Genomic DNA, 21203 nt, shown 5'->3' on the forward strand with positions numbered 1-21203 from the left:
CGCGGCCCGCCCCTGGCGTACGCGGTGATCTCGATGGAACCTGCGCCGCGGGGCAACGTTCAAAGTTCGGGGTGAGTGCTGTTCTCTGGGGAGGTTCGCATGCGTCGCTCTCTGCTTCTCGCCGTATCTGTTGTGCCGTTGCTGCTGGCCTCCGGTTTCGCAGCGACCGCTCAATATCGTTTCGGAGGCGGCGGCTTCCGTGCGGGCGGGTTTCACGGCTACGGCATAGGCATGAGGCCCTATGGCGGCGCCTGGCGTGGCGGCTGGGGCTGGCATGGCGGCGGCTTCTACCCGCGCTATTTCCGGGGCGGTTACTATCCCTATCGGCGCTATGGGGGCTGGGGCGGCTATCCCTATTGGGGCGTTGCTTCCGGCCTTGCCGCAGCTGCGACCCTCGGCGCCGTGGCGGCCTATCCGGCCTATGCCTACCCGGCCTACGGTTACCCTGCCTACCCGGCCTATGAGATCGTACCTGCCGCGGACGGCGGCCAATGCAGCACGCCGGTGAGGATCTGCACGCTCTATGCGCCCGCCCCGCTTGGCACAGGCTGTTCCTGCCGCGTGCCCGGCGGTCAGGCCCGCGGCACCGTCGTCGGCTACTGACGCGCGGCGAAGGCAGCTCGGATCGACCGGCCCATGCACAGATGGCTGGCCGACACGCACCTTCATGGGATAGATGTTCGGTCGCGCCGCCGCCGTCAGGCGGCGTCGCCCCCCAACGACGCTTGTGCGAACCCGGAATGGACGACCGGACTCATCTTCTGACACTGGCCGCACGCTGCGAGGCCTCCGGCAAGCCCGACCGGGAACTCGATGCCGATATCTACGAGGCGCTCGGATACACCGTGCGGCGCAAGCCGACGCGGCTCGCCACGCGCCGCACGCCGGCCGGCGGGATCTATCAGCACGGCTCCTTCTGGAAGACGCTCGGGGCGGTCAGCGCCGACATCGACGTCGCCGTCTCGCTCCTGCGGCAGAAGGCGCCCGGGTGGAGCTGGAGCCTGCAATGCCTGGTCGGCGACGAAGCCACGGCGTTCCAGGCCCTCGTCGCCGACTGCTCGGGCCAGGGCATGATGGGGTCGCTTGCTCTTTGCGCCGCGATGCTGCGCGCCCTCGCGCGACGCGATTCTGCGGACGGAGAGGATACCGGGGCCGCGGAAGCTGCCGCCTGCGCAACCCAGCCCACCAACCGCCTCACGGAAACTTGACCTATCGGCACATCGTCGCGGTTGAACGGTAACCTCCCCTCGCTAGTCTGCCTGCGATCTGAGGGGAGAACACCATGCAGGATATAAGATTTTCGCGCCGGACCGCGATGGCGGGTGCAGGTGCTCTCGTCGCAGCTGCAACCCTGGACCTTCCAGGGCTCGGTCTGGCCCAAGCGCAAGGAGCTCCCGTGAATCAAGCCCCCGGTTTCTATCGCTACAAGGTCGGCGACATCACGCTGACCGCGATCAACGACGGCTTCGCCCAGCGCCCGCTGGAAGGGTTCGTTCGCAATGCGGAGCTCGGCGACGTCAAGAAAGCGATGGAGCAGGCCTTCCTGCCGCAGGACGCGCTGAACATCACCTTCACCACGCTCGCCATCCAGAGTGGCGGCAAGCTCACGCTGATCGACACCGGCAACGGCAATTCCGGCGCCCCGACTTCCGGGACCTGGATGAAGAATTTCAAGGCAGCGGGCTTCGATGCGAAGGACGTCTCGACCGTGGTGTTCAGCCATTTCCATGGCGATCACATCAACGGTTTCCGGCTCAAGGACGGCACGGCCGTCTTCCCGAATGCGGAAGTCATGGTGCCAGCCGCCGAATGGGCCTTCTGGATGGACGACGCCAAGATGAGCGCGGCGCCCGAGGCCATGAAGGGCGCCTTTGCCGGCGTCCGACGCGTCTTCGGCCCGGTAGCCAAGGACGTGAAGCAGTTCGAGCCGGGCAAGGAGATCCTGCCGGGGCTGACCCCGATCGCTGCCCCCGGCCACACCCCCGGCCACACCGTCTTCGCCCTCACTTCGGGCAACGGCAAGCTGATGATTATGTCGGACACGACCAATCATCCGGCGCTCTTCGTGCGCAACCCCGATTGGTCGGCCGTCTTCGACATGGATGGCCCACAGGCTGCCGCTACGCGACGCAAGCTGCTCGACATGGTCTCGGCCGATCGGATGCAGGTCGCCTTCTATCACGCACCGTTCCCGGCCGTCGGACACATCGCGAAGGACGGCAATGGCTTTGAGATGGTCCCGGTCCAGTGGACCCCGGCGATCTGAGCCCCGTTTCGCCGCTTCTCTTCGAGGCCGGGCGCGCAGCCCGGCCTTTTCATGACGGCGACTTTGTTGTCGCGCCCGCCTCGCGACTTGCCCCCCGGTCGTGTTAAGCCTGCGCCGATGCCGCAGGGCCTGCCCCTTCAGGACACGCAATGAACGACCGATTCGGGGCGATCTCCTTCGTCGCCAATGATACGCCTGAAGCGCAGGCGGCGCTGGAGAAGCTGGTCGAGCGCTATGGCGACGCCAATCCGGCGGAAGCGGATGTCGTGGTCGCGCTCGGCGGCGACGGGCTGATGCTGCAGACGCTCCACCGCTTTCTCGGGACCGGCAAACCGATCTACGGGATGAATCGCGGCTCGGTCGGCTTTCTGATGAACGAGTTCAAGGAACGCGGCCTGCGAAAGCGGCTGGAGGCCGCCCAGCGCAGCATCGTGCACCCGCTCTCGATGCAGGCCATCGACCGCAACGGCGCAACGGTGCAGGCCAAGGCCATCAACGAGGTTTCGCTGCTGCGCCGCTCCTACCAGGCCGCGAAGCTCAGGATTTCGGTCGATGGGCAGGTGCGGCTGTCGGAGTTGATCGCCGACGGGCTGCTGCTCGCGACGCCTGCCGGCTCCACGGCATATAATCTCTCGGCCAACGGGCCGATCCTGCCGCTCGATGCGCCGCTCCTGGCGCTGACGCCGATCTCGGCCTTTCGGCCCCGTCGCTGGCGCGGCGCGCTGCTCCCGGACCATGCCAAAGTTTTCATAGAAGTGCTGGAAGCCGATAAGCGCCCGGTCAGCGCCGTTGCGGATCACACCCAGATCGACGAGGTCAGCTCCGTTTCGATCGAGATCGACCGCACGGTCGATCTCGTCATGATGCATGATCCCGGCCACAGCCTGGACGAGCGCATCCTGCGCGAGCAGTTCGGGTACTAGCCCGCGCCCGGCCTCAAGCCGCGTCGCGGAGATCGGCCGCTTCGAGCTCGACCAGGAAGGCCGGATCGGCTTCGATCAGCAGGGCAAGCGCCGCATCGTCCGCGAATGAATCCGCCAGAGCCTTCGCCTCGTCGCGGGCGGCTTCGGCATCCATGCGTCGCAGCAGCGCCATGAGCGCGTCGGCTTCCGAACCTTCCAACGACTCGCAGACGATCAGGACGTCCCGCAACAGGTCGCGGTCGATGCCGGGCCGCGCACCGCCAACGTCGAAGCCGCGGGCATTGAGCGCCAGGATTGCAGCCGTGAAGGCCGGTTCCAGCGCGGCCGGCAGTCCGGCCTTGCGGCACAGCGCCTTGAGCCCGGCACCACGCCTGTCCCGCAGCAAGGCCGCGACCCGTGCGGCCGGCAAATCGGAAAGCGACACGAAGGCGGCCTCCGCCAACGCCGGCTCGCCGCTCAGGAGGGAACGCAGCATCAGGCCGGGCGTCAGCCGCCCGGTCGCGCGCAAGACCTCGACGATTGCCGGTGCATCCGTCGCCTCGCCTCCCGCCGCCAGCGCCACGGCGACGCGCTCGGTGGCCTCGCGGGCGAGGCGGGCGCTGCGCTCGGCGGTCAGCCAACCGCAACCGGTGACGAAGCTTGCAAGCGTATCCGACACCCGTGCAGCGATGACCTGACGTAGTCCAGCGGGCAGGTCCGCCCGCTCAAGGAGCGCCTCGCGCAGCGCACCGCTGTCGCCGCGGCGCTCGACCATGCGTTCGAACGAGAAGTCGGGAATTTCAGCGGTGCGATTGCCCGCAAGCGTGATCAGCGCCTCTTCGCAACCGACCTCCGCCAATGCCGCGCAGACGCTGACCGGCAAGCAGCGGCGCCCCGCAATGGCGCGCTGTGCCAGCGTGTCGCCGACCGCCGCCGCATCGACCAGATCGGCCTCGGTCAGCACCGGCGAATGCCCCAGGACCAGCGCCGCCACATCGCTCTGATCGGCGATCAAGCCGAGCGCGAGGTTGCGCGGCGTACGCATCGAAGGCGCCATTTCCTCGGCGATCGCCCGTCGAACCAGCGGCGAGGGATCGTCGATCAGCGCGATCAACGCCGTTTCAGCCTCGCGGCGGTCCTCATCCGACATGCCGGAACGGAGATAGGCGCCCGCAAGCGCGGCGGCGCCCGAGGCGCGCGCTTCGGCCGGTGCGGTCCGGGCCCAGAGCAGGAAACGGCGAACGATCATGCTCCCCCCCGCTGGATCATGAAGGACGACAGGTCGAGCGGGCCACGACGCGCTTTCCCCACCGTCTGCGACACCGCAGCCGTGGTCGGGGACAGGTCGCTCGGCCGCGACGGCGGCAACGGCGCGTTGACCATCTTGCCGGAATCGACAGCCGCAGCACTACCGGTCGAGGCGCTCGCATCCGACGCCGACGCCGCACCGGGGCGGGGGAAATAGCGCTCCCCGCCATCGAGCGAAGCCACGCGCGTGCCACCCCGGCTCGGCGTTGTCCAGAGATTGGCGACGGCCTTCGAGACAGGATCGCGCGAACCATTGGTGGAGAACAGGCCGACGAGCCCCTTCGCGCGGCCCTCGCGCAAGCCGACGGCGATCTCGGCCTGCGGAATATCGCCCTGCCCTGCCTGCGCGTTCTGCGTGACATTGGCCGCGACCTGGGTGCTGGCATGGCTCGCCGCCAGCACGCCATAGACCTCCTGGACGCTGCGGGCCTGGCCCGCCTTGTCGTAGAAGATCGACCGGTTGGCCGCCGCGGCCTCCGGAAAGTCGCGCGCCGCGACACGGTTGGGATCGCTGGCCGCCGCCTTGATCAGGTCGGAAGCGCCGCGCGCACCGAGCACATGGGCCATATAGAGTTCGCCGGCCTGCGGCTGCCGCCCGAGGGCGCCGGCAAGCTGGTCGCGATTCTTCTGCGTCAGCGCGCCGGCCATCAGCGCGGCGACCTGTGGATCATTGCGCAATTGCAGGATCTTCTCGCGCGCGGAAGGGTCGGCGACCGTCAGGCGCCCGCCGCTCTCGGAGATCGCATCGGCATATTGCGAGAGGCCCTGCTTCGGCCCCTCCTGCTTCACCATGGACAGCCAGGTCTGCTCGATGAACTGGAAGAGTCCGGTGGCGCTCGACGTCTTGGCCTTGGCGTCCGGCTCCAGCGAAGATTCGCGCTGCGCCGTCTTGAGCAGATAGTCGAAGCCCGCACCTGTGCGCTCCGCGCCTTGACGGATGGCGCTGACGACCGGGTTGGCTGGCTGCGCGTCGCGGGTCTGCGGCGTGGTGAACAGGAACATCTCGAGCCTTCGGCATGCGGCTTCCACGCACTGCGGAAAGCGCAATCAAAACAATGCTCCATTATGGTAAGCGAACCGTTAAGGACCCTCCCCGAAGCTTAACGCCGCGCTTTCCGCTTCCCTCCCGGCGGATGGCATTCTACGACTTCTCGTGCCGGCTATGGCCCGGACCGAAAACTGGGCCCCAGTTTTCGATCCGATGCCAAACAAGGAGATAGATTGCCCCCGCGCCCGATAGGACGCCTGGCAATCTGCCGGCGGGCGATGCGAAGACGGAGGCGTCGATGACGGATGTGGTGCGTCACAAACGCGGCGGTATCTATTTCGAGGATTTTCAGGTCGGTGCTGTGATCGAGCACGGCCTGACCCGAACCGTCACGCAGATGGACAACATGTTGTTCTCCAACATGACGCTCAACCCGCAACCGCTTCATATCGATGCACATTTCTGCGCGACCGAGACGGAATGGGGCAAGCCGCTGATGAACTCGCTCTTCACGCTCGGGCTGATGATCGGCATTTCCGTCAACGACACCACCGTCGGCACCACCATCGGCAATCTCGGCATGACCGACGTCGTCTTCCCCGCCCCGCTCTTCGAGGGCGACACCGTGAACTGCACCACCGAGATCGTCGCCAAGCGCGAGTCGCGCTCGCGGCCCGATGCCGGCATCGTCGACTTCCTGCACAAGGCGTACAAGCAGGACGGCACGCTCGTCGCCCAGTGCCGGCGCCAGGCCTTCATGCGCAAGCGCCCCGCCCCGACCACGATCGCGGTCTGACGGCATGCGCTCGCTCCTGTTCGTGCCGGGCGACAGCCCGAAGAAGCAGCAGAAGGGTCTGGAGAGCGGCGCCGACGCGCTGATCCTCGACCTGGAGGATTCCGTCGCACTCGATGCCAAGCCGCAGGCGCGCGAGATCACCCGCGCCTTCCTGGATGCCACCCGCCCGTTGCCGGCGCGCCCGCTGCTGATCGTGCGCATCAACGGTCTTGCGACGGGCATGAGCGATGCCGATCTCGACGCCGTCATGCCCGGTGCGCCGGACGCGATCATGCTGCCGAAATCCGAAGGCGGCGCCGATGTCGGCCACCTCGCCGCCAAGATCGCCGTGCGCGAGGCGGAGTCGGACCTGCCCGACGGTACCACGCGGATTGTGCCCATCACCACCGAGAACGCCAAGGGCATCTTCGGGCTCGGCAGCTATAGCCGCTCCTCGCACCGGCTGATGGCCCTGACCTGGGGAGCCGAGGACCTGTCGGCCGATCTCGGCGCCGAAACCAACAGGCTGGAGGACGGCAGCTATGCCGATCCCTATCGCCTTGCCCGCTCGCTGACCCTGTTCGGGGCGACGGCTGCGCAGGTCGAGGCGATCGACACCGTCTTCACCAATTTCCGCGACGAGGCCGCCTTCCGCGCCGAATGCCTCGCGGCGCGGCGCGACGGCTTCACCGGCAAGATGGCGATCCACCCCGCCCAGGTCGCGCCGATCAACGAGATCTTTTCACCATCGCCGGCAGCGCTCGCCAAGGCGGAGCAGATCGTCGCGCTGTTCGCAGCCAATCCGGGGGCCGGCGTCATCGGCCTCGATGGCGAAATGCTCGATCGTCCCCATCTGGTCAGGGCGCAACGGCTTCTCGCACGCGCTCAGAAACTGGCTGAATGATCGACCGGAGGTGATTCGGATGACTCAGGTTTTTGCGATTTCGGGCATGCATTGCGGCGGCTGCGCCTCGCGCGTCCAGCAGGCGGCCACGGCTCTCGCTCCGGGCGCGAAAGTGACGTTCGACCCGCCGCAACTGACCTTGCCGGATGGCGTCCCCCTCGACGCCGAGGCGATCAATCGCGCCCTCTCCCAGCTCGGCGACTATCGCGCCCAGGGGCCGCTGGCCAAGGGCTGAGGCTTCGCTCATCCGCCCGCCGGCCGCTGGATCGAGAACAGGCTCGTCACCTCGGAATAATCGGCATAACCGCAGCGCGCGATCGGATTGGCGCCGGCCGTGTCGAAGCGCCCGTCCTTGACGAAGGCATCGTCGATGAAGGTGCCGACGACCTGCCCCAGCACCATCCAGCGCGGCACGGCGTTGCCGTCGAGATCATGAAGCTGCTGGATCGACAGCAGCTTGCATTCGAGCGCAGCCGGCGTGCCTGCCACGCGCGGCGGCTTGACGAAGCGCGACGGCGCCATCTCGAGCCCGGCATGAACATACTCGCTTTCGCCGCGCGGCAGCGGCGCCGAGGTCAGGTTCATCGGGTGGGCCAAGGCCTTCGTCACCAGTGAGCAGGTGAACTCACCGGTCTCCTCGATGAAGGAGACCGCATCCTTTTTGGCCTCCGAAGAGAACATCACGATGTTCGGCCGCGACGAGATGGCGTTGAAGAAACTGTAGGGCGAGAGATTGACCTCGCCCTTCGCGCTCAGCGCCGTGATCCAGCCGATCGGCCTCGGCGCCACGATCGCCTTGAACGGGTCGTAAGCGAGGCCGAGATCGTCCTTCGTCGCGGAATAATAAGTCACGTCAGGCTCCGTAATAGCTGACGATGTCAGCCATCACCGGGCGGTCTCGATCGGTGATCGGTGCGGTCGGCGTGCCGAGATGGATGAAGCCGGCCATCCGCTCGTCTTCGGCGAGCCCGAACGCGGTCATCACCTCGCGGTCGAAGGAGAACCAGTTCGTCAGCCAGGAGCCGGCATAGCCCATGGCATAGGCGGCCACGAGCATGTTCATGCAGACGGCGCCTGCCGAAAGCTCCTGCTCCCACAGCGGGATCTTGACGTGCGCCCGCGCCCGCGAGACCACCGCCACGATGACGGGTGCATGCAGCAGCCGCTTGCGCTCGAACGCGACCTGATCGTCGCTCGCCTGCGGATTCTTCTCGCGATAGATCCGCGCGACCTGCTCGGCCGCCTCCTCGCGCGCCGCGCCGGCGAAGATGATGAAGCGCCAGGGCGTCAGCTTGCCGTGGTCCGGCACGCGCGCAGCGATCGCGAGCAATTCGTCGAGCTCGGCGCCCTGCGGCCCCGGAGCGGAGAGGAACTGCGGCGGCACAGAGCGACGCAGCTTGAGCAGAGAGAGCGTATCGGTCATGAAACATCCGGATGGTGGCGATGGAATTGACCTATTCCTTCGCCATGATGAGGACAAGCGCGCCTGCTCATACATGGCCGCAGGGGCGCCAAGGACGGAAATCATGTTTGAATTGGATGGTTTTGAAGCTGGCCGCCGCCTCGCCGGCGTCGTCTTCGCCGTGTCCGTCCTCCTCTCGCCGGCTTCGGCCTCGGCCCAGGCCACGACGCCCGACACCGGCCCCGGTGCGGACGCCCAGGCTCCCGCGGCCCCCGGCGCTCCGAGCGCGCAGGCCAGGCTCAGCGTCTCCGCGCAGTTCGCGAACGATCGCAGGCTGATCAAGTCCGGGTTGAACTGGCGCATCCTCGGCGAAACCGTGGACGGGTCGGCCCCGAAAATCATCGCGCGCTCCTCCGAGTCCGAGCCCAGCTTCTCGCTGCCGCCGGGCAACTACATCATCCACGCCGCCTATGGCTTCGCGAGCGGCACAAAGCGCGTCAGCCTGGGTGCGCAGGGGCTGCGTGATCAGGTGCAGATCAGCGCCGGCGCACTCTCGCTGGCGGGCTCGATCGGCGATGCGCCGATCCCGGCCGGGCAGCTCACCTTCTCCGTTTTCGTACCCTTGCAGGGAAACTCGGAAGGGCGGCTCATCACCAGCGGTGCCAAGGCCGGCGAGATCATCCGCCTGCCCGAGGGCACCTATCACGTCGTCTCCACCTACGGCGATTCCAACGCCATCCAGCGCGCCGACGTGAAGGTCGAGACCGGCAAGGTCACCGAAGCGACGCTGCATCACCGCGCCGCCAAGGTCACCCTGAAGCTCGTCGCCAGCGCCGGAGGCGAGGCCTTCGCCGGCACCGCTTTCAGCGTGCTGACGCCGGGCGGCGACGTCATCCGCGAGGCGATCGGCGCGTTCCCGCAGGTTATCCTGGCCGAGGGCGATTATGTCCTGATCGCCCGGCAGGAGGGGCAGGTCTATTCGCGCGACTTCAAGGTCGAGTCGGGCTCCGACCGCGATATCGAGGTTCTCGCGAAATAGTCGGCCCCCAACGGAGCTCAGTTCACCGGCTTCGTCTCGCGGCCTGCCGTCTCGATCCGGACATTGCCGATGCCGGAGACGATCCCGTCGGCAAGGCGCAGGCCCAGGCAGCGATAGCCGGCATCGACCAGATGCAACCCGTCCATCCCGACCAGTTCCTCAGGCGTGAATTGCCGCGAGTTCGACCAGCCCTTCATCAGCGCGTAGCGCGGGAAGAGCGAGATGCCCTGCTCCTGGGCCGTCCTCATCAGGACGGCGCGATAATCGTCGTAATGCGGATAGCGCCCCTCGCGCGGCAGCCACGGCAGATCCATCAGCACCATGTCGATCCCGGCGGCGCGCACCTTGCCGATGCCCTTGTTCAGGATCTTGGCGAGCTTCTCCCCGCCGATATCGCGTATCGCATCGTTGATGACGGTCTGCCAGATCACGATCGCAGGCTTCTCGTCGATGACATCCGCCTGCATGCGCAGCAGCATGTCATAGGCCGACTGGCCGCCGACGCCCTTGTTGACGACATTGACCTCGGCACCGGGCAGGCGGCGTCTGAGCTCGGTCTGGAGCACCGACGGATAGCTCTTGTCCTCGGCGCTGGCTCCGGAACCGGCTGTAGCGGACGAGCCGAGCGCCACGATCGTCAGCTTGCCGGTTTCCTGCAGGGCCTTGCGCGCGGCGGGCAGAGTCGGCTGGAAGGCAGCCTTGGTCGCATCCGCACGGCAACGCGTGTCGGCTGGCACCGGCATCGGCGCCGCAAAGGAGGACGAATTCAGGGCGAAGACAAGGAGGGCCGCGGCGCCTGCGCGCCACGGGCCGGGACAGGTTCGGCGCTTGCGCCGCGTTTCGTGACCGAGTGGTACCACGACAGGAAAATCCCTAACCCTGTCAAAATACTAATGCCCGCAGTGCAAATCAGCAACTGAACGCTGAGTGCGAAGGATGTTTCCGCCAGAACGATCTGGCCGATGATCGAGAGCACGATCCCGACACAGAACACATGGAGCGAATTCTGCCCCGCCGAAGCCAGCGCGCGGCCGAGCGCGGGCTTCGCCATCGCCGCACCGCAAGGCAGCCAGCGGATCGCCAGCCAGGCCAGCGCCCCGATATGCATCAGCCGCGTCCAGGCCAGATTGGTCTTGTCGGAGCCAAGCTGGACGGAATCGAACCAATCATTCAACGCGCCGATGCCCGTCGGGTTGCCGGTCGATATCTTCACCGCCCAGGCGAAGACGAGAAACGCGACGGCGGCCACGTCGAGCCACAGCAACCGCGGCGCGGCGACGCCGAGCTGCGCCGCCCGGCCGATGACGATCCCCACCGTGAAGACGACCTGCCAGGCGAAGGGGTTGAAGAACCAAACGCCGGCACCGCCGTTCGGCAGGTTGAGCTCTAAGGCGACCGCGGCCTGCCAGATCGCCAGCGAGATGGCGAGCGTCAGCAGCGGGCTGATCCGCACCGCATAGTAGATCGCCGGGAACAGGGCGAGCAGCACGATGTAGAGCGGCAGGATGTCGAGATAGGAAGGCTGATAGGTCAAGGTCAGCGCGCCGATCAGCGCCTCGCCCGTATCGCGGAAGAAGGGCTGGATATTGATCGTCTCGATATAGAGCGGGTTCTGCGTCTGCGTGACCGCGGTGGCGACGACCCCGCAGACGAGCACGAACACCGCGATATGCGCGATGTAGAGCGTCCAGATCCGCCCGCCGAGCTTGAGCGCTGCGAGGGAGAGGCCGCGCTTCTCGATCACCCCGCCATAGGCCAGGGCCGCCGAGACGCCGGCCAGCAGGACGAAGATGTCGGCGGCGTCGGAGAAGCCGTAGCTGTGCGGCATATAGGCCGACACCACGTTTCCCGGCATGTGGTTGATGAAGATGATCAGCAGCGCCAGTCCGCGCACCACGTCGATCCGCGCATCCCTCCCGCCGGCAGGGCGCGCCATGCCGTCAGCCGGCTGGCCGAGAAGCAGGAAGCGACTGAAGGAGGGGATGGACGACACGGGGCTGTCCTTCAGCAGCGAGGAGAGGCTCGGGCGGAACGCGGGTAACTGGTCGCGGTTCCCCGCGGGCGGGCCTTCACATGAACATTCCCTGTCGAGTCTGTTCATCTGGCGTTCATATAACTGAAGAGGAGTCGCGTCACGCGGCGCGTTGTCACAAGCGCGTGTGGCGACCTTTCTGCCGCTTTGCGGCGGAGGTGAGACGAGCGGCATACATGCGTTCGACGACACGGCAACGTGATCCGCTCGTTCGCCGGCTCTTTCAGATCGTCACTTGAATCGGCCACAAYCGCTGATTGGCGGTCCGCACGCCCGTCAGTAGGGCGGCTCCTGATAGACCTGCTTGCCGTCGATCAGCAGGCGCTTGATCGCCGCCTCGCCCGACGGCGACACGGCCGCGACGACCTCGATGCGAGCCTTTTCGGTGGTCTCGATCGCCTTGCCCTCGCCCTGCGGCACGAAGTAGCTCTCTAGCCCATAGGCGATGCGCAGGCGGCTGCCGTTTCGGCTGCAATCGGTCTCGCCATTGGCATTGATCGCGCAGCCTCCGATCGACGTCACGCGCCCGGCGATCACCACCGCTTCGCCGCTGCCTTTCGGCCATTCGCGCGAAACGCCGAGCGCACGCGCGAAGCCTTGCTCGTCGCGGCCGAGCGTGACGAACACGCTTTCCCCGCGCTGATAGGGCCGCGCGCCCTCCGGCCCCGTCTCGACCATGCTGATCGGATAGGCGAGCACGACATAATCGCCGCGGAAGAGATCGCGCGGATCGACAGGCACCGTTTTCAGCCGGATCTCCGCCCCGTTGCGGAGGATGCGCGCCCGCTGTTCCACCAGCGCCAGCAGGGCGAGCCCGAGCAGCAGCGCGGCGGCGACGGCCCGCCAGAGCAGCGGCACTTTCGCGGCGATCGCATCGGCCGAGAACGGACGCATCATGCGGCCTCCGCCTCGGCAGGCGGGTTCAGCCGCGCGAACAGGCGGCGGGCACCGGAAGCAACCGCCAGCAGCGCCGCCCCCGCGACGAGGAAGAACAGCGACTGGTCCAGCAGCGTGCCGATCGTCTGCCAGAGCAGGATCAGGATCGCGATGCCGAACAGGATTGAGCCCGCCATCACGAGCCGACGAATGCCGCCCGCCGCTCCGGCGACCATAAGGGCCGTCGCTGCGAGAAGGATGAGGCTCGCCACTGCGATCTTGCCGGGCATGCCGGTCGCAATGCCGCTCCAGAACACCGCCGGCACCAGCAGCGCCAGCGCCAGCGCAGCCGCCAGTGGCCAGGTGAAGCGCCGGTCGCGGGCCGTCACACCGGCCAGGAGCCCGAGCGGGACGGCAACGGCATAGGCATAGAACACGAAGAGGAAGGCATGGCCGGCGCGGGCCTCGTCATTGTCGAGGATGCGGATCAGCTCGGCGTTGAGAACGACCACGAGTCCGAACAGGCCCCATGGCAGGCAGGCCGTCAGCAGGCCCGGACCGCCCCGGTCGAGCGCAATCGCGCCCAGCGCGACGTAAGCGGCCGAGACGGCCAGGCCATAGGCCAGCAATCCATAATCGAACCGCAAGAACAGCCAGTAGCCGGGCGCCATTCCGATCCAAAACGCACCGGCGAGCACGGCAAGATGCTGGATCAGCCGATTGTTGCGCGACAGCGCCAGCCAGAGCGCCGGCAGATAGAGGATGAAGAATTCGAAATGGGCGCCGCCGCGCGCCTCCTCCCAGCGCCCGAAGCTCCAGGCACAGATGGCGACGAAAGCGATGGCGAGAGCTCCGCTCGACCGCATCAGGAAGGCGGCCGCGAGCGCCCCGAGCGCGACCAGAACGGCCCCACCGGCCCAATCCGCAGGCAGATGGTACATCTGCCCGACGAGCGCGACCCCGGCGCCGAAGATCAGCACGCCGCAGGTCACGGCCGCATCGCTCCCGCGGGCCGAGCCGCCGCGCTCCAGCCGGAAGGCCAGTGCGAAGCAGACCGCGATGCTTGCGAGGATCATGCCGAGCTTGGTGAGGCGCGGAATCGCCTCCCAGTTTGCCGCGATGAAGGCGGCGACGCTCGACGCGATCAGCAACCCGCCAAGCAAGCCGAGCAGTGCCGGCAGGCCGAAGCCGCCATGCTCTCGGGCAACGGAGCGACGGATCGCACCGGCGCTCTCCGCACTGAGCAGCCCGCCATCGACCCAGCGGATGAGGTCGGCCTCGAGCCGCTTGCGATAGGAACCCGTCAGCATCGCCGGCAATCTGGCATGGACGCAGCGGCTTTTGCTAGGGGTGCGCTTGAGCGACCGTCATTCTCGGGCGAAGCAAGGCTTCGGCCCGAGAATCGCTCAGAGGATGGGAGCCTCTCTTGCCCGTCATGCCCGGGCATGACGGAGGGACAGGTCACGCCGCCTTGGTTGCCTTCTTCCGCGCGAGGTCCGGCGCCGATGCCTCCTGCACCAACGCGGCGAGCGCTTCCGACAGCGGCATCATCGTCTGCGCCTGGCTGCCGAGGCGGCGGACCGTCACGGTCTTCTCCTCGGCCTCGCGCCTGCCGACGGCGATGATGACCGGGACCTTCGCCAGCGAATGCTCGCGCACCTTGTACGAGATCTTCTCGTTGCGCAGATCGGCGCGGGCGCGCAGCCCCGCACCCATCAGAGCCATCGTGACCTCCTCGGCATAGCCGTCGGCATCCGATGTGATCGGCGCGACGATGACCTGCTCCGGCGCCAGCCACAGCGGGAAATGCCCGGCATGGTGCTCGATCAGGATGCCGGTGAAGCGTTCGAGCGAGCCGCAGATGGCGCGATGGACCATAACCGGCTGCTTCTTCTCGCCGTCGGCACCGATATAGAAGGCGCCGAAGCGCTCCGGCAGGTTGAAGTCGACCTGCGTCGTGCCGCACTGCCAGTCGCGGCCGATGGCATCGCGCAGCACATATTCGAACTTCGGCCCGTAGAAGGCGCCCTCGCCCGGATTGATCTCGGTCTTGATCCGGTTGCCGGATTGCTTTGCGATCTGCTCCAGCACCCTGCCCATCACCTCCTCGGCATGGTCCCAAACCGCGTCGGAGCCGACGCGCTTCTCCGGCCGGGTCGAGAGCTTGATGACGAGGTCGTCGGTGAAGCCGAAATCTTCGTAGACCGAGAGGATCAGGTCGTTGATCTTCATGCACTCGGCCGCAAGCTGCTCCTCGGTGCAGAAGATATGCGCGTCGTCCTGCGTGAAGCCGCGCACGCGCATCAGCCCATGCAGTGCGCCTGATGGCTCGTAGCGATGGACATTGCCGAATTCGGCAAGCCGGATCGGCAGGTCGCGATAGCTCTTCAGCCCGTGCTTGAAGATCTGGACGTGGCCGGGGCAGTTCATCGGCTTCAATGCGAAGACGCGGTGGTCGCGCTCGGCATCGGCCGGGTTCTCGAAGGCCGCAGCCGATTTCACCGCGAACATGTTGTCCTGGTACCAGCCCCAGTGGCCGGAGGTCTCCCAGAGCGACTTGTCGAGGATCTGCGGCGCGTTCACCTCCTCATAGTCGGCGGCGAGACGCCGGCGCATATAGGCGATGATCTCCTGGAAGAGCCGCCAGCCCTTGGAGTGCCAGAACACGACGCCCGGCCCCTCCTCCTGGAAGTGGAACAGGTCCATCTCCCGGCCGAGCTTGCGGTGGTCGCGCTTCTCGGCCTCCTCAAGCTGCTTGAGATAGGCGTCGAGTTCTTCCTGCTTGGCGAAGGCGGTGCCGTAGATACGGGTCAGCATCGCGTTGTTGCTGTCGCCGCGCCAATAGGCTCCGGCCGTCTTCATCAGCTTGAACGCGCTGCCGACCTTGCCGACCGAGGTCATGTGCGGGCCGCGGCACAGGTCGATCCAGTCGCCCTGCGCATACATCTTCAGGGTCTGGTCCGCTGGAATGGCATCGACCAGTTCGACCTTGTAGGCCTCCCCCTTCTGGGCGAAGAAATCCTTGGCCTTGTCGCGGCTCCAGACTTCCTTGGTGAAGGGTTTGTCGCGCGCGATGATCTCGCGCATCTTCTTCTCGATCGCCGGGAAGTCCTCCGGGGTGAAGGGCTCGTTGCGGGCGAAATCGTAGAAGAAGCCGTTCTCGATGACGGGGCCGATCGTCACCTGCGTGCCGGGGAAAAGCTCCTGCACGGCTTCGGCGAGCACGTGCGCGGTGTCGTGCCGGATCAGCTCGAGCGAACGCGGGTCTTCCCGGTTCAGGAACTCGATCTTCGCGTCGCGCTCGATCGGGTCGGCGAGATCGACGACCGTGCCGTCGAGCGTCATGGCGACGGTGCGCTTCAGGAGAGAGGGGGAAATGCCCTTGGCGATATCAACCCCGGTGATGCCGGAGGGAAACTCGCGCTTGGCGCCGTCGGGAAATGTCAGGGAGATCGTCATCGATCGCGCTCCTGCTCACTCGGGGATACGAACCCCGTAAGTCAAGGCCGGCTGCCTGTCGGAAGAGCGCGCGAGCCCGCAGCCGGTTCGGCGCGCGCGAGAGGCCCTCGCCTATACGACGGGGCGACAGCGCGCAATCACGGAGACCGCGAGCTTGCCGATTTGTCATGCGATGGTCAGCCGCCCGCAAACATGCTGCAATCAGGCTCGAGGCTCCTGAACCCCATCCGGAAAGGACCGCCCATGATCCGCATCTCGCTCGCCGCTCTCCTGCTTGCCGTTTCGGTCCCGGCCCTCGCTCAGGGTCAGGCTGCGGTGCGCGCTGCCTGCCAGGCGGATTTCGAGAAGAACTGTCCCGGCATCAGGCCCGGCGGTGGCCGCCTGCTCGCCTGCATGCGCGGGAAGGAGGCTTCTTTCTCGGATGGTTGCAAGGACGCGCTCAAGGCTGCCCAGGCCCAGCGTCAGGGGAAGTCGTAGGGCCCGGCGCGGCGAGCCTCTCCGTTTCAGGCACATAGGTGCCGCGCCACCGCCCGTACCGCCACGGCCGATACCAGTTTGCATCCGCCGGCAGTTGCTCGCAGACGATATCGGCGCCGCTCGTTCCCCACGGGTTGCAGCGACAAATCCGCGCAACGCCTACCCAGCCGCCGCGCCACAAGCCGAAGCGCTGGATCGCCTCGTCGGTATAGGCGGAGCAGCTCGGCCAATGCCGGCAATGGCGCCCGACCAGCATGGAAAGACTGAGCTGATAGCCGCGTATTGCGAAATGTGCAGAACGGCGCGGCAAAAGCGCAAGCCTTCGCAAGCGCGAAAATCTTTGCTTAACAAAGAGACGCTGGAATAGATCGTCTGCTTCGTTTTGTTCAGCCGCCACCAGAACCCGCTTTCCATTCCCGTTTTTTCGATTGCCCGACACCGGAAACATGATGCGCGCCGCTCGATTTCGCCATGCCCTCCTTCGCCCGGTCCACCTGCGCAAGGCTCTTGCGGGTGTCGCACTGGCGTTGAGCCTCGGCCTCGCCGCGCCTGCCTCGGCCCAGCAGCGGCCTTACCTGCTCTGGCTCGATGGCTCCAAGCTCGACATCGCGCATATCATCGGCCTGCCGCCGGCGCAGAACAGCCCGGAAGCCAAGACCGAGTTCGAGCAGGTGCAGCAGCTGACGCTCAATCGCACGCCCGAGCGCGAGAAGCAGGCGATCGCCGACCAGCGCCAGGGGCTGGTCAACTTCCTGAACGGCATGGAAACGAACTATGTCGACAACACCCACCGCGAGGTGCGCCTGCTGTTCCGCGAGGCACAGGTCGAGCTCGGTATCCTGCTGAAGAGCGTCCACCGCCTGACGAGCCGCACGCGCCCCTTCCAGCTCTGGTCCAAGGTGCGCGTCAAGCCCTGCCCCGGCGCGCGCCCGGAGGGTACCTCCTTCCCCTCCTCCCACGCGGCGACGGCTGCGCTCTATGCGGAACTGCTCAAGGCGGCGGTCCCTTCGATGGCTGATAAGCTCGAGGAGCGCGTGAAGAGCTATGACGAGAGCCGCCTGATCTGCGGCTTCCATTTCCCAAGCGATCTCGTCGCCGGCGACAAGGTCGGGCGCGCCGTCGCCAAGGCCCTGTTGGCTGAACGCGCCTTCAAAGCCCGCTTCGACGAGACGATTCCGGAGATCAAGGTCGCCTTCGGCGTGAAGTGATCAGGCGGCGGCCTCGCGCCGACGCGCCTCGATCTGGTCGATCGCATCGACCACCGCATCGAAGGTCAACATCGTCGAGGCATGGCGCGCCTTGAAGTCACGCACCGGCACCAGCACGGCAAGATCGGCCCATTTGCCCTCCGGCGGCTCCGCGTTCTCCTTCAGGATGGCGCGGGCCTGCTCGCGCACCCGGCGCAGCTCCTCCGCCGTCGAACCGACGACATGCCGTGCCATGATCGAGGAGGAGGCCTGTCCGAGCGCGCAGGCCTTTACCTCATGGCCGAAGCCGGTGACGACATCGCCCTCCATGGTGACATCGACTGTCACGGTGGAGCCGCATAGCTTCGAATGAGCCCGCGCCGTGGCGTCCGGAGACGGCAGGCGTTGCAGCAGGGGGATGTTGGCGGCTAGCGAGAGGATGCGCTTGTTGTAGACGTCGTCCAGCATGGCTTGATCTCTCGCCGATCTGGAATGACCGGCCTGGAGATCCAATATAGGGTTGATCGCCGTAAAACGGGAGGGCATGGACACCTCTTCCGCCAGTGGGCGTGAAACTTGTCGCAACGGCCTCGCGGTCGCGGTCGCGGTCGCTTGGCCGCCGGGCGCGTGGCCTCCATCGTCCCAACGGGAGGCACCACATGATCCCTGTGGTTAAGTCCTTGTCCGTCGAGGGGGCCGTCGGCCCCTCCGCTGACAAGTTTCTGGTTCGCAAGCCAACGCGGGAAGAGGCCGAAGCCGCGGTCCGCACCCTCATTCTCTGGGCCGGCGACGATCCGTCGCGGGAGGGCCTCGTCGAGACGCCGCAGCGCGTCGCCAAGGCTTATAGAGAACTCTACAGCGGCTATGCAGAGGATCCTCATGACATCCTCGACCGCGTCTTCGAGGAGGTCGACGGCTACCAGGATATGATTCTGGTGCGCGACATCCCGTTCTATTCGCATTGCGAACATCACATGGTGCCCTTCGTCGGCAAGGCGCATATCGGCTACTACCCGTCGAAGGGCGTGGTCGGGCTCTCCAAGCTTGCCCGCATCGTCGACGTCTATGCCCGGCGCCTGCAGACGCAGGAGACGATGACCGCCCAGATCGCGGATGTGATCGAAGAGGCGCTGGAGCCGCGCGGCATCGCCATCCTCGTCGAGGCCGAGCATATGTGCATGTCGATGCGCGGCGTCCAGAAGCAGGGCTCCTCGACCATGACGACGCAGTATCGCGGCGTCTTCCGCGATGATCCGGCCGAGCAGGTCCGCTTCTTCACGATGGTGAAGTCGCCTGGGCTGTAGCCCGGCGGTTGGCGCCACGCGGCCAGTTTCCTACAAGGCGCGTCGGATGACGCGCCTTTTCCACGATGGAGCCGAGATGAGCCTCTTCCCCGCCGCGGCCGACAAGCACGCCCTCGAGGAGGGCACGGTGCTGAGCCCCCGCTTCGACGGCAACGGCCTCGTGACGGTCGTTGCCACCGAAGCCGACAGTGGCGCGGTGCTGATGGTCGCGCATATGAATGCCGAGGCGCTGAAGCGCTCGATCGAGACCGGCGAGGCCTGGTATTGGTCCCGCTCGCGCCAGGAGCTCTGGCACAAGGGCGCCACCTCCGGCCAGATCCAGACCATCGTCGAGATGCGGGTCGACTGCGACCAGGATGCGATCTGGCTCAAGGTCAAGGTCGGCGGCGATGGCGGCTGCTGCCACACCGGCCGCTGTTCCTGCTTCTACCGGCTCCAGCCGCTGCGCGAGGGAGCCCAGAAGCCGCTCCTCATCTGTGATTGAGGCGAGCTTGACGCTCATGCGCATCGGCAATGCCGCCGGGGCACCTTCACGGTTTCGTCAAATGCAGACGATAATGGCGGCTGTCATGCCGTTCACCATTCGCTCATCGGCTTCTGAGACCCTAAGTCCATATGGAGGGATGGGTCCATGTTCTGGGACGATGCCGCGCGGCGGGCCTTTGGTCTCGGCGGAGGTGGTGCCGCAATGAACGAAATGCGTTCGATCGAAGACCAGCCCTCGGCCCTCAGGCCGAAGATCGGGCTGGCGCTCGGCGGCGGCGCGGCGCGGGGCTGGGCCCATATCGGAGCCCTCGAAGTCCTGATCGAAGCGGGCTTCGCCCCCGATGTGATCGCCGGCACCTCGATTGGAGCGGTGGTAGGCGGCTGTTTCGCCGCCGGAAAACTGCCGGAGCTGACGGAATTCGTCACCAGCCTGACCAAGCGCCGTATCGTCGGCCTGATGGATTTCCATATCGGCGGCGCCGGCCTGATCGCTGGCGGACGGCTGAAACGCCTGCTCGACCAGCATCTCGACGGCATCCGCATCGAGGAATTGTCGAATCGCTTCGTCGCTATCGCGACCGAACTCGGATCCGGCCACGAGATCTGGCTGAGGCACGGTCCACTGGTCGAGGCGCTGAGCGCCTCCTATGCCCTGCCTGGCGTGTTCGACCCGGTGAAGCTCGGCGGCCGCTGGTTGATGGACGGCGCGCTGGTCAATCCGGTGCCGGTCACGGCGGCCCGGGCGCTCGGCGCCGACATCGTGATCTGCGTCAACCTCAACAACGACCTTTCAGGCCGCGGCACGATCATCCAGAACCACGGCTCGGACCCCGATCCGCTCGTCCCGGAGTTGGAGATCCGCCCCGAGCCACGCTGGTTTGACGGCATCAGCGGCGCGGCCAAGCGCGTCCGCAACATCGTCGGCCGCCCGGCCGAGAACCGTCCCGGCCTGGCCGGCGTGATGATCGATGCCTTCAACATCACGCAGGATCGCATCTCGCGCTCGCGTCTCGCCGGCGATCCGCCGGACGTCATGATCGGCCCGAAGCTCGGCCGCATCGGCCTGTTCGATTTCCACCGGGCCGAAGAAACGATCGAGTTGGGGCGGCAGGCGGCGCAGCGCGTGCTCGACGATATCGCCGCCCTCGTGGCCGCCAACCATATCGCGCCCTAAAACCGAGCCGGGCGCGCTGGGTCGCCACGTTTCCAACCGGGCGCAAAGTGGCGATCTATCCTCCCGGTTTGGCATCGGGTTTTCCCGAAAGGCGGCATCCGCTTTTCGGTTCGATGCGATACCCGTCAGGCCATCGCAATATAGTCGCGCATCGCCTGGCTTTCGGCCTCGATCGCTGCGACGCGATGCTTCACCACGTCGCCGATCGAAACGATGCCGGTCACTCGCCCGTTCTCGACGACCGGAACATGGCGGAAGCGGCCCATCGTCATGATCTCCATCAACTCGTCGACGCTGGTCTGCGGCCGGCAGGTCACGACCTTTGAGGTCATCGACCGCGAGACCGCGCTCTCCAATGCCGTGGCACCATGCTCGCCCAATGCGCGGATGATGTCGCGCTCGGACAGGATTCCGACAAGCGCTCCGTCCGACCCCATGACGACCACGGCACCGATGCGCTTTTCGCTCAGCGTGCGGATCGCCTCGGCCAGAGTGCGGTGCGGCTGCACCGAAATGACCTCGCGCCCCTTGTCGCTCAGCAGCTTCTCGACATTCATGGAAGTCCCTCCTCGCAGGCGCGCCATCGCCGGCGCGCAGTTCCGCTGGAACCCCTCGAGCCGCCGC

General features: G+C 66.5%; 25 protein-coding genes. 13 read left to right on the top strand and 12 right to left on the bottom strand.

Features of this window, described 5'->3' with window-relative positions:
• The first annotated feature begins 99 nt into the window (after nt 1-99).
• From AC1DDA_RS10535 to AC1DDA_RS10550, 4 genes are all read left to right on the top strand, one after another.
• On the top strand, nt 100-603 hold the full coding sequence (locus AC1DDA_RS10535; protein ID WP_476795714.1) for a hypothetical protein: 504 nt from the start codon (nt 100-102) through the stop codon (nt 601-603).
• Between the two features lie 137 nt (nt 604-740).
• Nucleotides 741-1208, top strand: coding sequence for a hypothetical protein (locus AC1DDA_RS10540; RefSeq protein ID WP_476795715.1), 468 nt, complete (start codon nt 741-743; stop codon nt 1206-1208).
• Between the two features lie 188 nt (nt 1209-1396).
• Nucleotides 1397-2266 carry an MBL fold metallo-hydrolase gene (locus AC1DDA_RS10545; protein ID WP_441512906.1) on the top strand — a complete coding sequence of 290 codons (870 nt, stop codon included), beginning with the start codon at nt 1397-1399 and terminating at the stop codon, nt 2264-2266.
• 149 nt (nt 2267-2415) lie between these two features.
• A complete protein-coding gene (locus tag AC1DDA_RS10550; protein WP_441512907.1) occupies nt 2416-3189 on the top strand; it encodes an NAD kinase in 774 nt (257 codons plus the stop codon).
• A gap of 13 nt (nt 3190-3202) precedes the next feature.
• On the opposite strand, the gene AC1DDA_RS10555 is transcribed toward AC1DDA_RS10550, so the two are convergent.
• Nucleotides 3203-4417, bottom strand: a complete 1215-nt coding sequence (locus AC1DDA_RS10555; protein WP_476795716.1) for a DUF2336 domain-containing protein — start codon at nt 4415-4417, stop codon at nt 3203-3205.
• Nucleotides 4414-5478: a lytic transglycosylase domain-containing protein gene (locus tag AC1DDA_RS10560; RefSeq protein ID WP_476795717.1), complete on the bottom strand. Its 1065-nt coding sequence runs from the start codon at nt 5476-5478 to the stop codon at nt 4414-4416. The genes AC1DDA_RS10555 and AC1DDA_RS10560 overlap by 4 nt, the downstream gene beginning before the upstream one ends.
• A gap of 251 nt (nt 5479-5729) precedes the next feature.
• Between AC1DDA_RS10560 and AC1DDA_RS10565 the strand changes: the two genes are divergently transcribed.
• From AC1DDA_RS10565 to AC1DDA_RS10575, 3 genes are read left to right on the top strand one after another with little or no spacing between them, the layout of a single operon-like run.
• Entirely contained in the window at nt 5730-6260 is a 531-nt protein-coding gene (locus AC1DDA_RS10565) for a MaoC family dehydratase (protein ID WP_476796184.1), read from the top strand.
• Nucleotides 6261-6264: 4 nt separating this feature from the next.
• Entirely contained in the window at nt 6265-7143 is an 879-nt protein-coding gene (locus AC1DDA_RS10570; protein WP_476795718.1) for an HpcH/HpaI aldolase/citrate lyase family protein, read from the top strand.
• A gap of 19 nt (nt 7144-7162) precedes the next feature.
• The gene (locus AC1DDA_RS10575; protein ID WP_476795719.1) at nt 7163-7378 is read left to right on the top strand and encodes a heavy-metal-associated domain-containing protein; all 216 of its coding nucleotides are present in this window, start codon (nt 7163-7165) and stop codon (nt 7376-7378) included.
• A gap of 8 nt (nt 7379-7386) precedes the next feature.
• On the opposite strand, the gene AC1DDA_RS10580 is transcribed toward AC1DDA_RS10575, so the two are convergent.
• Together AC1DDA_RS10580 and AC1DDA_RS10585 are read right to left on the bottom strand one after the other, a co-directional pair.
• The gene (locus AC1DDA_RS10580) at nt 7387-7995 is read right to left on the bottom strand and encodes a flavin reductase family protein (RefSeq protein ID WP_476795720.1); all 609 of its coding nucleotides are present in this window, start codon (nt 7993-7995) and stop codon (nt 7387-7389) included.
• Between the two features lies 1 nt (nt 7996).
• Nucleotides 7997-8566: a nitroreductase family protein gene (locus tag AC1DDA_RS10585; protein WP_476795721.1), complete on the bottom strand. Its 570-nt coding sequence runs from the start codon at nt 8564-8566 to the stop codon at nt 7997-7999.
• A 103-nt stretch (nt 8567-8669) separates the two neighbouring features.
• Here AC1DDA_RS10585 and AC1DDA_RS10590 point away from each other — a divergent pair, with 103 nt between their 5' ends.
• Entirely contained in the window at nt 8670-9584 is a 915-nt protein-coding gene (locus AC1DDA_RS10590) for a hypothetical protein (RefSeq protein ID WP_476795722.1), read from the top strand.
• Nucleotides 9585-9601: 17 nt separating this feature from the next.
• Here AC1DDA_RS10590 and AC1DDA_RS10595 read toward each other — a convergent pair whose 3' ends face one another.
• The 5 genes from AC1DDA_RS10595 to thrS all read right to left on the bottom strand — a co-directional run bounded on the left by AC1DDA_RS10595 (nt 9602) and on the right by thrS (nt 15951).
• Nucleotides 9602-10327 carry an SGNH/GDSL hydrolase family protein gene (locus AC1DDA_RS10595; RefSeq protein WP_476795723.1) on the bottom strand — a complete coding sequence of 242 codons (726 nt, stop codon included), beginning with the start codon at nt 10325-10327 and terminating at the stop codon, nt 9602-9604.
• 23 nt (nt 10328-10350) lie between these two features.
• Nucleotides 10351-11577, bottom strand: a complete 1227-nt coding sequence (locus AC1DDA_RS10600) for an OpgC family protein (RefSeq protein WP_476795724.1) — start codon at nt 11575-11577, stop codon at nt 10351-10353.
• Between the two features lie 315 nt (nt 11578-11892).
• A complete protein-coding gene (locus tag AC1DDA_RS10605; protein ID WP_441512918.1) occupies nt 11893-12513 on the bottom strand; it encodes a GDYXXLXY domain-containing protein in 621 nt (206 codons plus the stop codon).
• On the bottom strand, nt 12510-13802 hold the full coding sequence (locus AC1DDA_RS10610; RefSeq protein WP_476795725.1) for a DUF2157 domain-containing protein: 1293 nt from the start codon (nt 13800-13802) through the stop codon (nt 12510-12512). Before AC1DDA_RS10610 ends, AC1DDA_RS10605 begins: the two co-directional genes overlap by 4 nt.
• Before the next feature lie 151 nt (nt 13803-13953).
• Nucleotides 13954-15951 carry a threonine--tRNA ligase gene (thrS, locus tag AC1DDA_RS10615; RefSeq protein WP_476795726.1) on the bottom strand — a complete coding sequence of 666 codons (1998 nt, stop codon included), beginning with the start codon at nt 15949-15951 and terminating at the stop codon, nt 13954-13956.
• 243 nt (nt 15952-16194) lie between these two features.
• Here thrS and AC1DDA_RS10620 point away from each other — a divergent pair, with 243 nt between their 5' ends.
• Nucleotides 16195-16428 carry a hypothetical protein gene (locus AC1DDA_RS10620; protein WP_476795727.1) on the top strand — a complete coding sequence of 78 codons (234 nt, stop codon included), beginning with the start codon at nt 16195-16197 and terminating at the stop codon, nt 16426-16428.
• Here AC1DDA_RS10620 and yidD read toward each other — a convergent pair.
• Nucleotides 16391-16738, bottom strand: coding sequence for a membrane protein insertion efficiency factor YidD (yidD, locus tag AC1DDA_RS10625; protein ID WP_476796185.1), 348 nt, complete (start codon nt 16736-16738; stop codon nt 16391-16393). The two genes, AC1DDA_RS10620 and yidD, sit on opposite strands and share 38 nt — an antisense overlap.
• A gap of 139 nt (nt 16739-16877) precedes the next feature.
• Between yidD and AC1DDA_RS10630 the strand changes: the two genes are divergently transcribed.
• Nucleotides 16878-17636, top strand: a complete 759-nt coding sequence (locus AC1DDA_RS10630) for a phosphatase PAP2 family protein (RefSeq protein WP_476795728.1) — start codon at nt 16878-16880, stop codon at nt 17634-17636.
• Here the strand turns inward: AC1DDA_RS10630 and AC1DDA_RS10635 are convergent, their stop codons facing one another.
• The gene (locus AC1DDA_RS10635; protein ID WP_476779277.1) at nt 17637-18083 is read right to left on the bottom strand and encodes an iron-sulfur cluster assembly scaffold protein; all 447 of its coding nucleotides are present in this window, start codon (nt 18081-18083) and stop codon (nt 17637-17639) included.
• Between the two features lie 191 nt (nt 18084-18274).
• On the opposite strand from AC1DDA_RS10635, the gene folE reads away from it, so the two are divergent.
• From folE to AC1DDA_RS10650, 3 genes are all read left to right on the top strand, one after another.
• Nucleotides 18275-18919, top strand: coding sequence for a GTP cyclohydrolase I FolE (gene folE / locus AC1DDA_RS10640; RefSeq protein WP_476779276.1), 645 nt, complete (start codon nt 18275-18277; stop codon nt 18917-18919).
• A gap of 76 nt (nt 18920-18995) precedes the next feature.
• Nucleotides 18996-19403: a phosphoribosyl-AMP cyclohydrolase gene (hisI, locus tag AC1DDA_RS10645; RefSeq protein ID WP_476795729.1), complete on the top strand. Its 408-nt coding sequence runs from the start codon at nt 18996-18998 to the stop codon at nt 19401-19403.
• Nucleotides 19404-19607: 204 nt separating this feature from the next.
• A complete protein-coding gene (locus AC1DDA_RS10650; RefSeq protein ID WP_441512926.1) occupies nt 19608-20579 on the top strand; it encodes a patatin-like phospholipase family protein in 972 nt (323 codons plus the stop codon).
• A gap of 125 nt (nt 20580-20704) precedes the next feature.
• Here the strand turns inward: AC1DDA_RS10650 and AC1DDA_RS10655 are convergent, their stop codons facing one another.
• A complete protein-coding gene (locus AC1DDA_RS10655) occupies nt 20705-21136 on the bottom strand; it encodes a CBS domain-containing protein (protein ID WP_441512927.1) in 432 nt (143 codons plus the stop codon).
• Between the last annotated feature and the right edge of the window lie 67 nt (nt 21137-21203).

The sequence above is a fragment of the Allobosea sp. 10N428 genome (assembly GCF_056394545.1).

Excerpts from the sequence above, each read along its gene's own strand:
- hisI (WP_476795729.1), top strand. The coding sequence starts at position 18,996 with ATGAGCCTCTTCCCCGCCGCGGCCGACAAGCACGCCCTCGAGGAGGGC.
- AC1DDA_RS10570 (WP_476795718.1), top strand. The coding sequence starts at position 6,265 with ATGCGCTCGCTCCTGTTCGTGCCGGGCGACAGCCCGAAGAAGCAGCAG.
- AC1DDA_RS10655 (WP_441512927.1), bottom strand. The coding sequence starts at position 21,136 with ATGAATGTCGAGAAGCTGCTGAGCGACAAGGGGCGCGAGGTCATTTCG.
- AC1DDA_RS10590 (WP_476795722.1), top strand. The coding sequence starts at position 8,670 with ATGTTTGAATTGGATGGTTTTGAAGCTGGCCGCCGCCTCGCCGGCGTC.
- AC1DDA_RS10575 (WP_476795719.1), top strand. The coding sequence starts at position 7,163 with ATGACTCAGGTTTTTGCGATTTCGGGCATGCATTGCGGCGGCTGCGCC.
- thrS (WP_476795726.1), bottom strand. The coding sequence starts at position 15,951 with ATGACGATCTCCCTGACATTTCCCGACGGCGCCAAGCGCGAGTTTCCC.
- AC1DDA_RS10585 (WP_476795721.1), bottom strand. The coding sequence starts at position 8,566 with ATGACCGATACGCTCTCTCTGCTCAAGCTGCGTCGCTCTGTGCCGCCG.
- AC1DDA_RS10635 (WP_476779277.1), bottom strand. The coding sequence starts at position 18,083 with ATGCTGGACGACGTCTACAACAAGCGCATCCTCTCGCTAGCCGCCAAC.
- AC1DDA_RS10630 (WP_476795728.1), top strand. The coding sequence starts at position 16,878 with ATGCGCGCCGCTCGATTTCGCCATGCCCTCCTTCGCCCGGTCCACCTG.
- AC1DDA_RS10535 (WP_476795714.1), top strand. The coding sequence starts at position 100 with ATGCGTCGCTCTCTGCTTCTCGCCGTATCTGTTGTGCCGTTGCTGCTG.
- AC1DDA_RS10620 (WP_476795727.1), top strand. The coding sequence starts at position 16,195 with ATGATCCGCATCTCGCTCGCCGCTCTCCTGCTTGCCGTTTCGGTCCCG.
- AC1DDA_RS10560 (WP_476795717.1), bottom strand. The coding sequence starts at position 5,478 with ATGTTCCTGTTCACCACGCCGCAGACCCGCGACGCGCAGCCAGCCAAC.
- AC1DDA_RS10555 (WP_476795716.1), bottom strand. The coding sequence starts at position 4,417 with ATGATCGTTCGCCGTTTCCTGCTCTGGGCCCGGACCGCACCGGCCGAA.
- AC1DDA_RS10610 (WP_476795725.1), bottom strand. The coding sequence starts at position 13,802 with ATGCTGACGGGTTCCTATCGCAAGCGGCTCGAGGCCGACCTCATCCGC.
- AC1DDA_RS10595 (WP_476795723.1), bottom strand. The coding sequence starts at position 10,327 with ATGCCGGTGCCAGCCGACACGCGTTGCCGTGCGGATGCGACCAAGGCT.
- AC1DDA_RS10650 (WP_441512926.1), top strand. The coding sequence starts at position 19,608 with ATGAACGAAATGCGTTCGATCGAAGACCAGCCCTCGGCCCTCAGGCCG.
- AC1DDA_RS10550 (WP_441512907.1), top strand. The coding sequence starts at position 2,416 with ATGAACGACCGATTCGGGGCGATCTCCTTCGTCGCCAATGATACGCCT.
- folE (WP_476779276.1), top strand. The coding sequence starts at position 18,275 with ATGATCCCTGTGGTTAAGTCCTTGTCCGTCGAGGGGGCCGTCGGCCCC.
- AC1DDA_RS10540 (WP_476795715.1), top strand. The coding sequence starts at position 741 with ATGGACGACCGGACTCATCTTCTGACACTGGCCGCACGCTGCGAGGCC.
- AC1DDA_RS10605 (WP_441512918.1), bottom strand. The coding sequence starts at position 12,513 with ATGATGCGTCCGTTCTCGGCCGATGCGATCGCCGCGAAAGTGCCGCTG.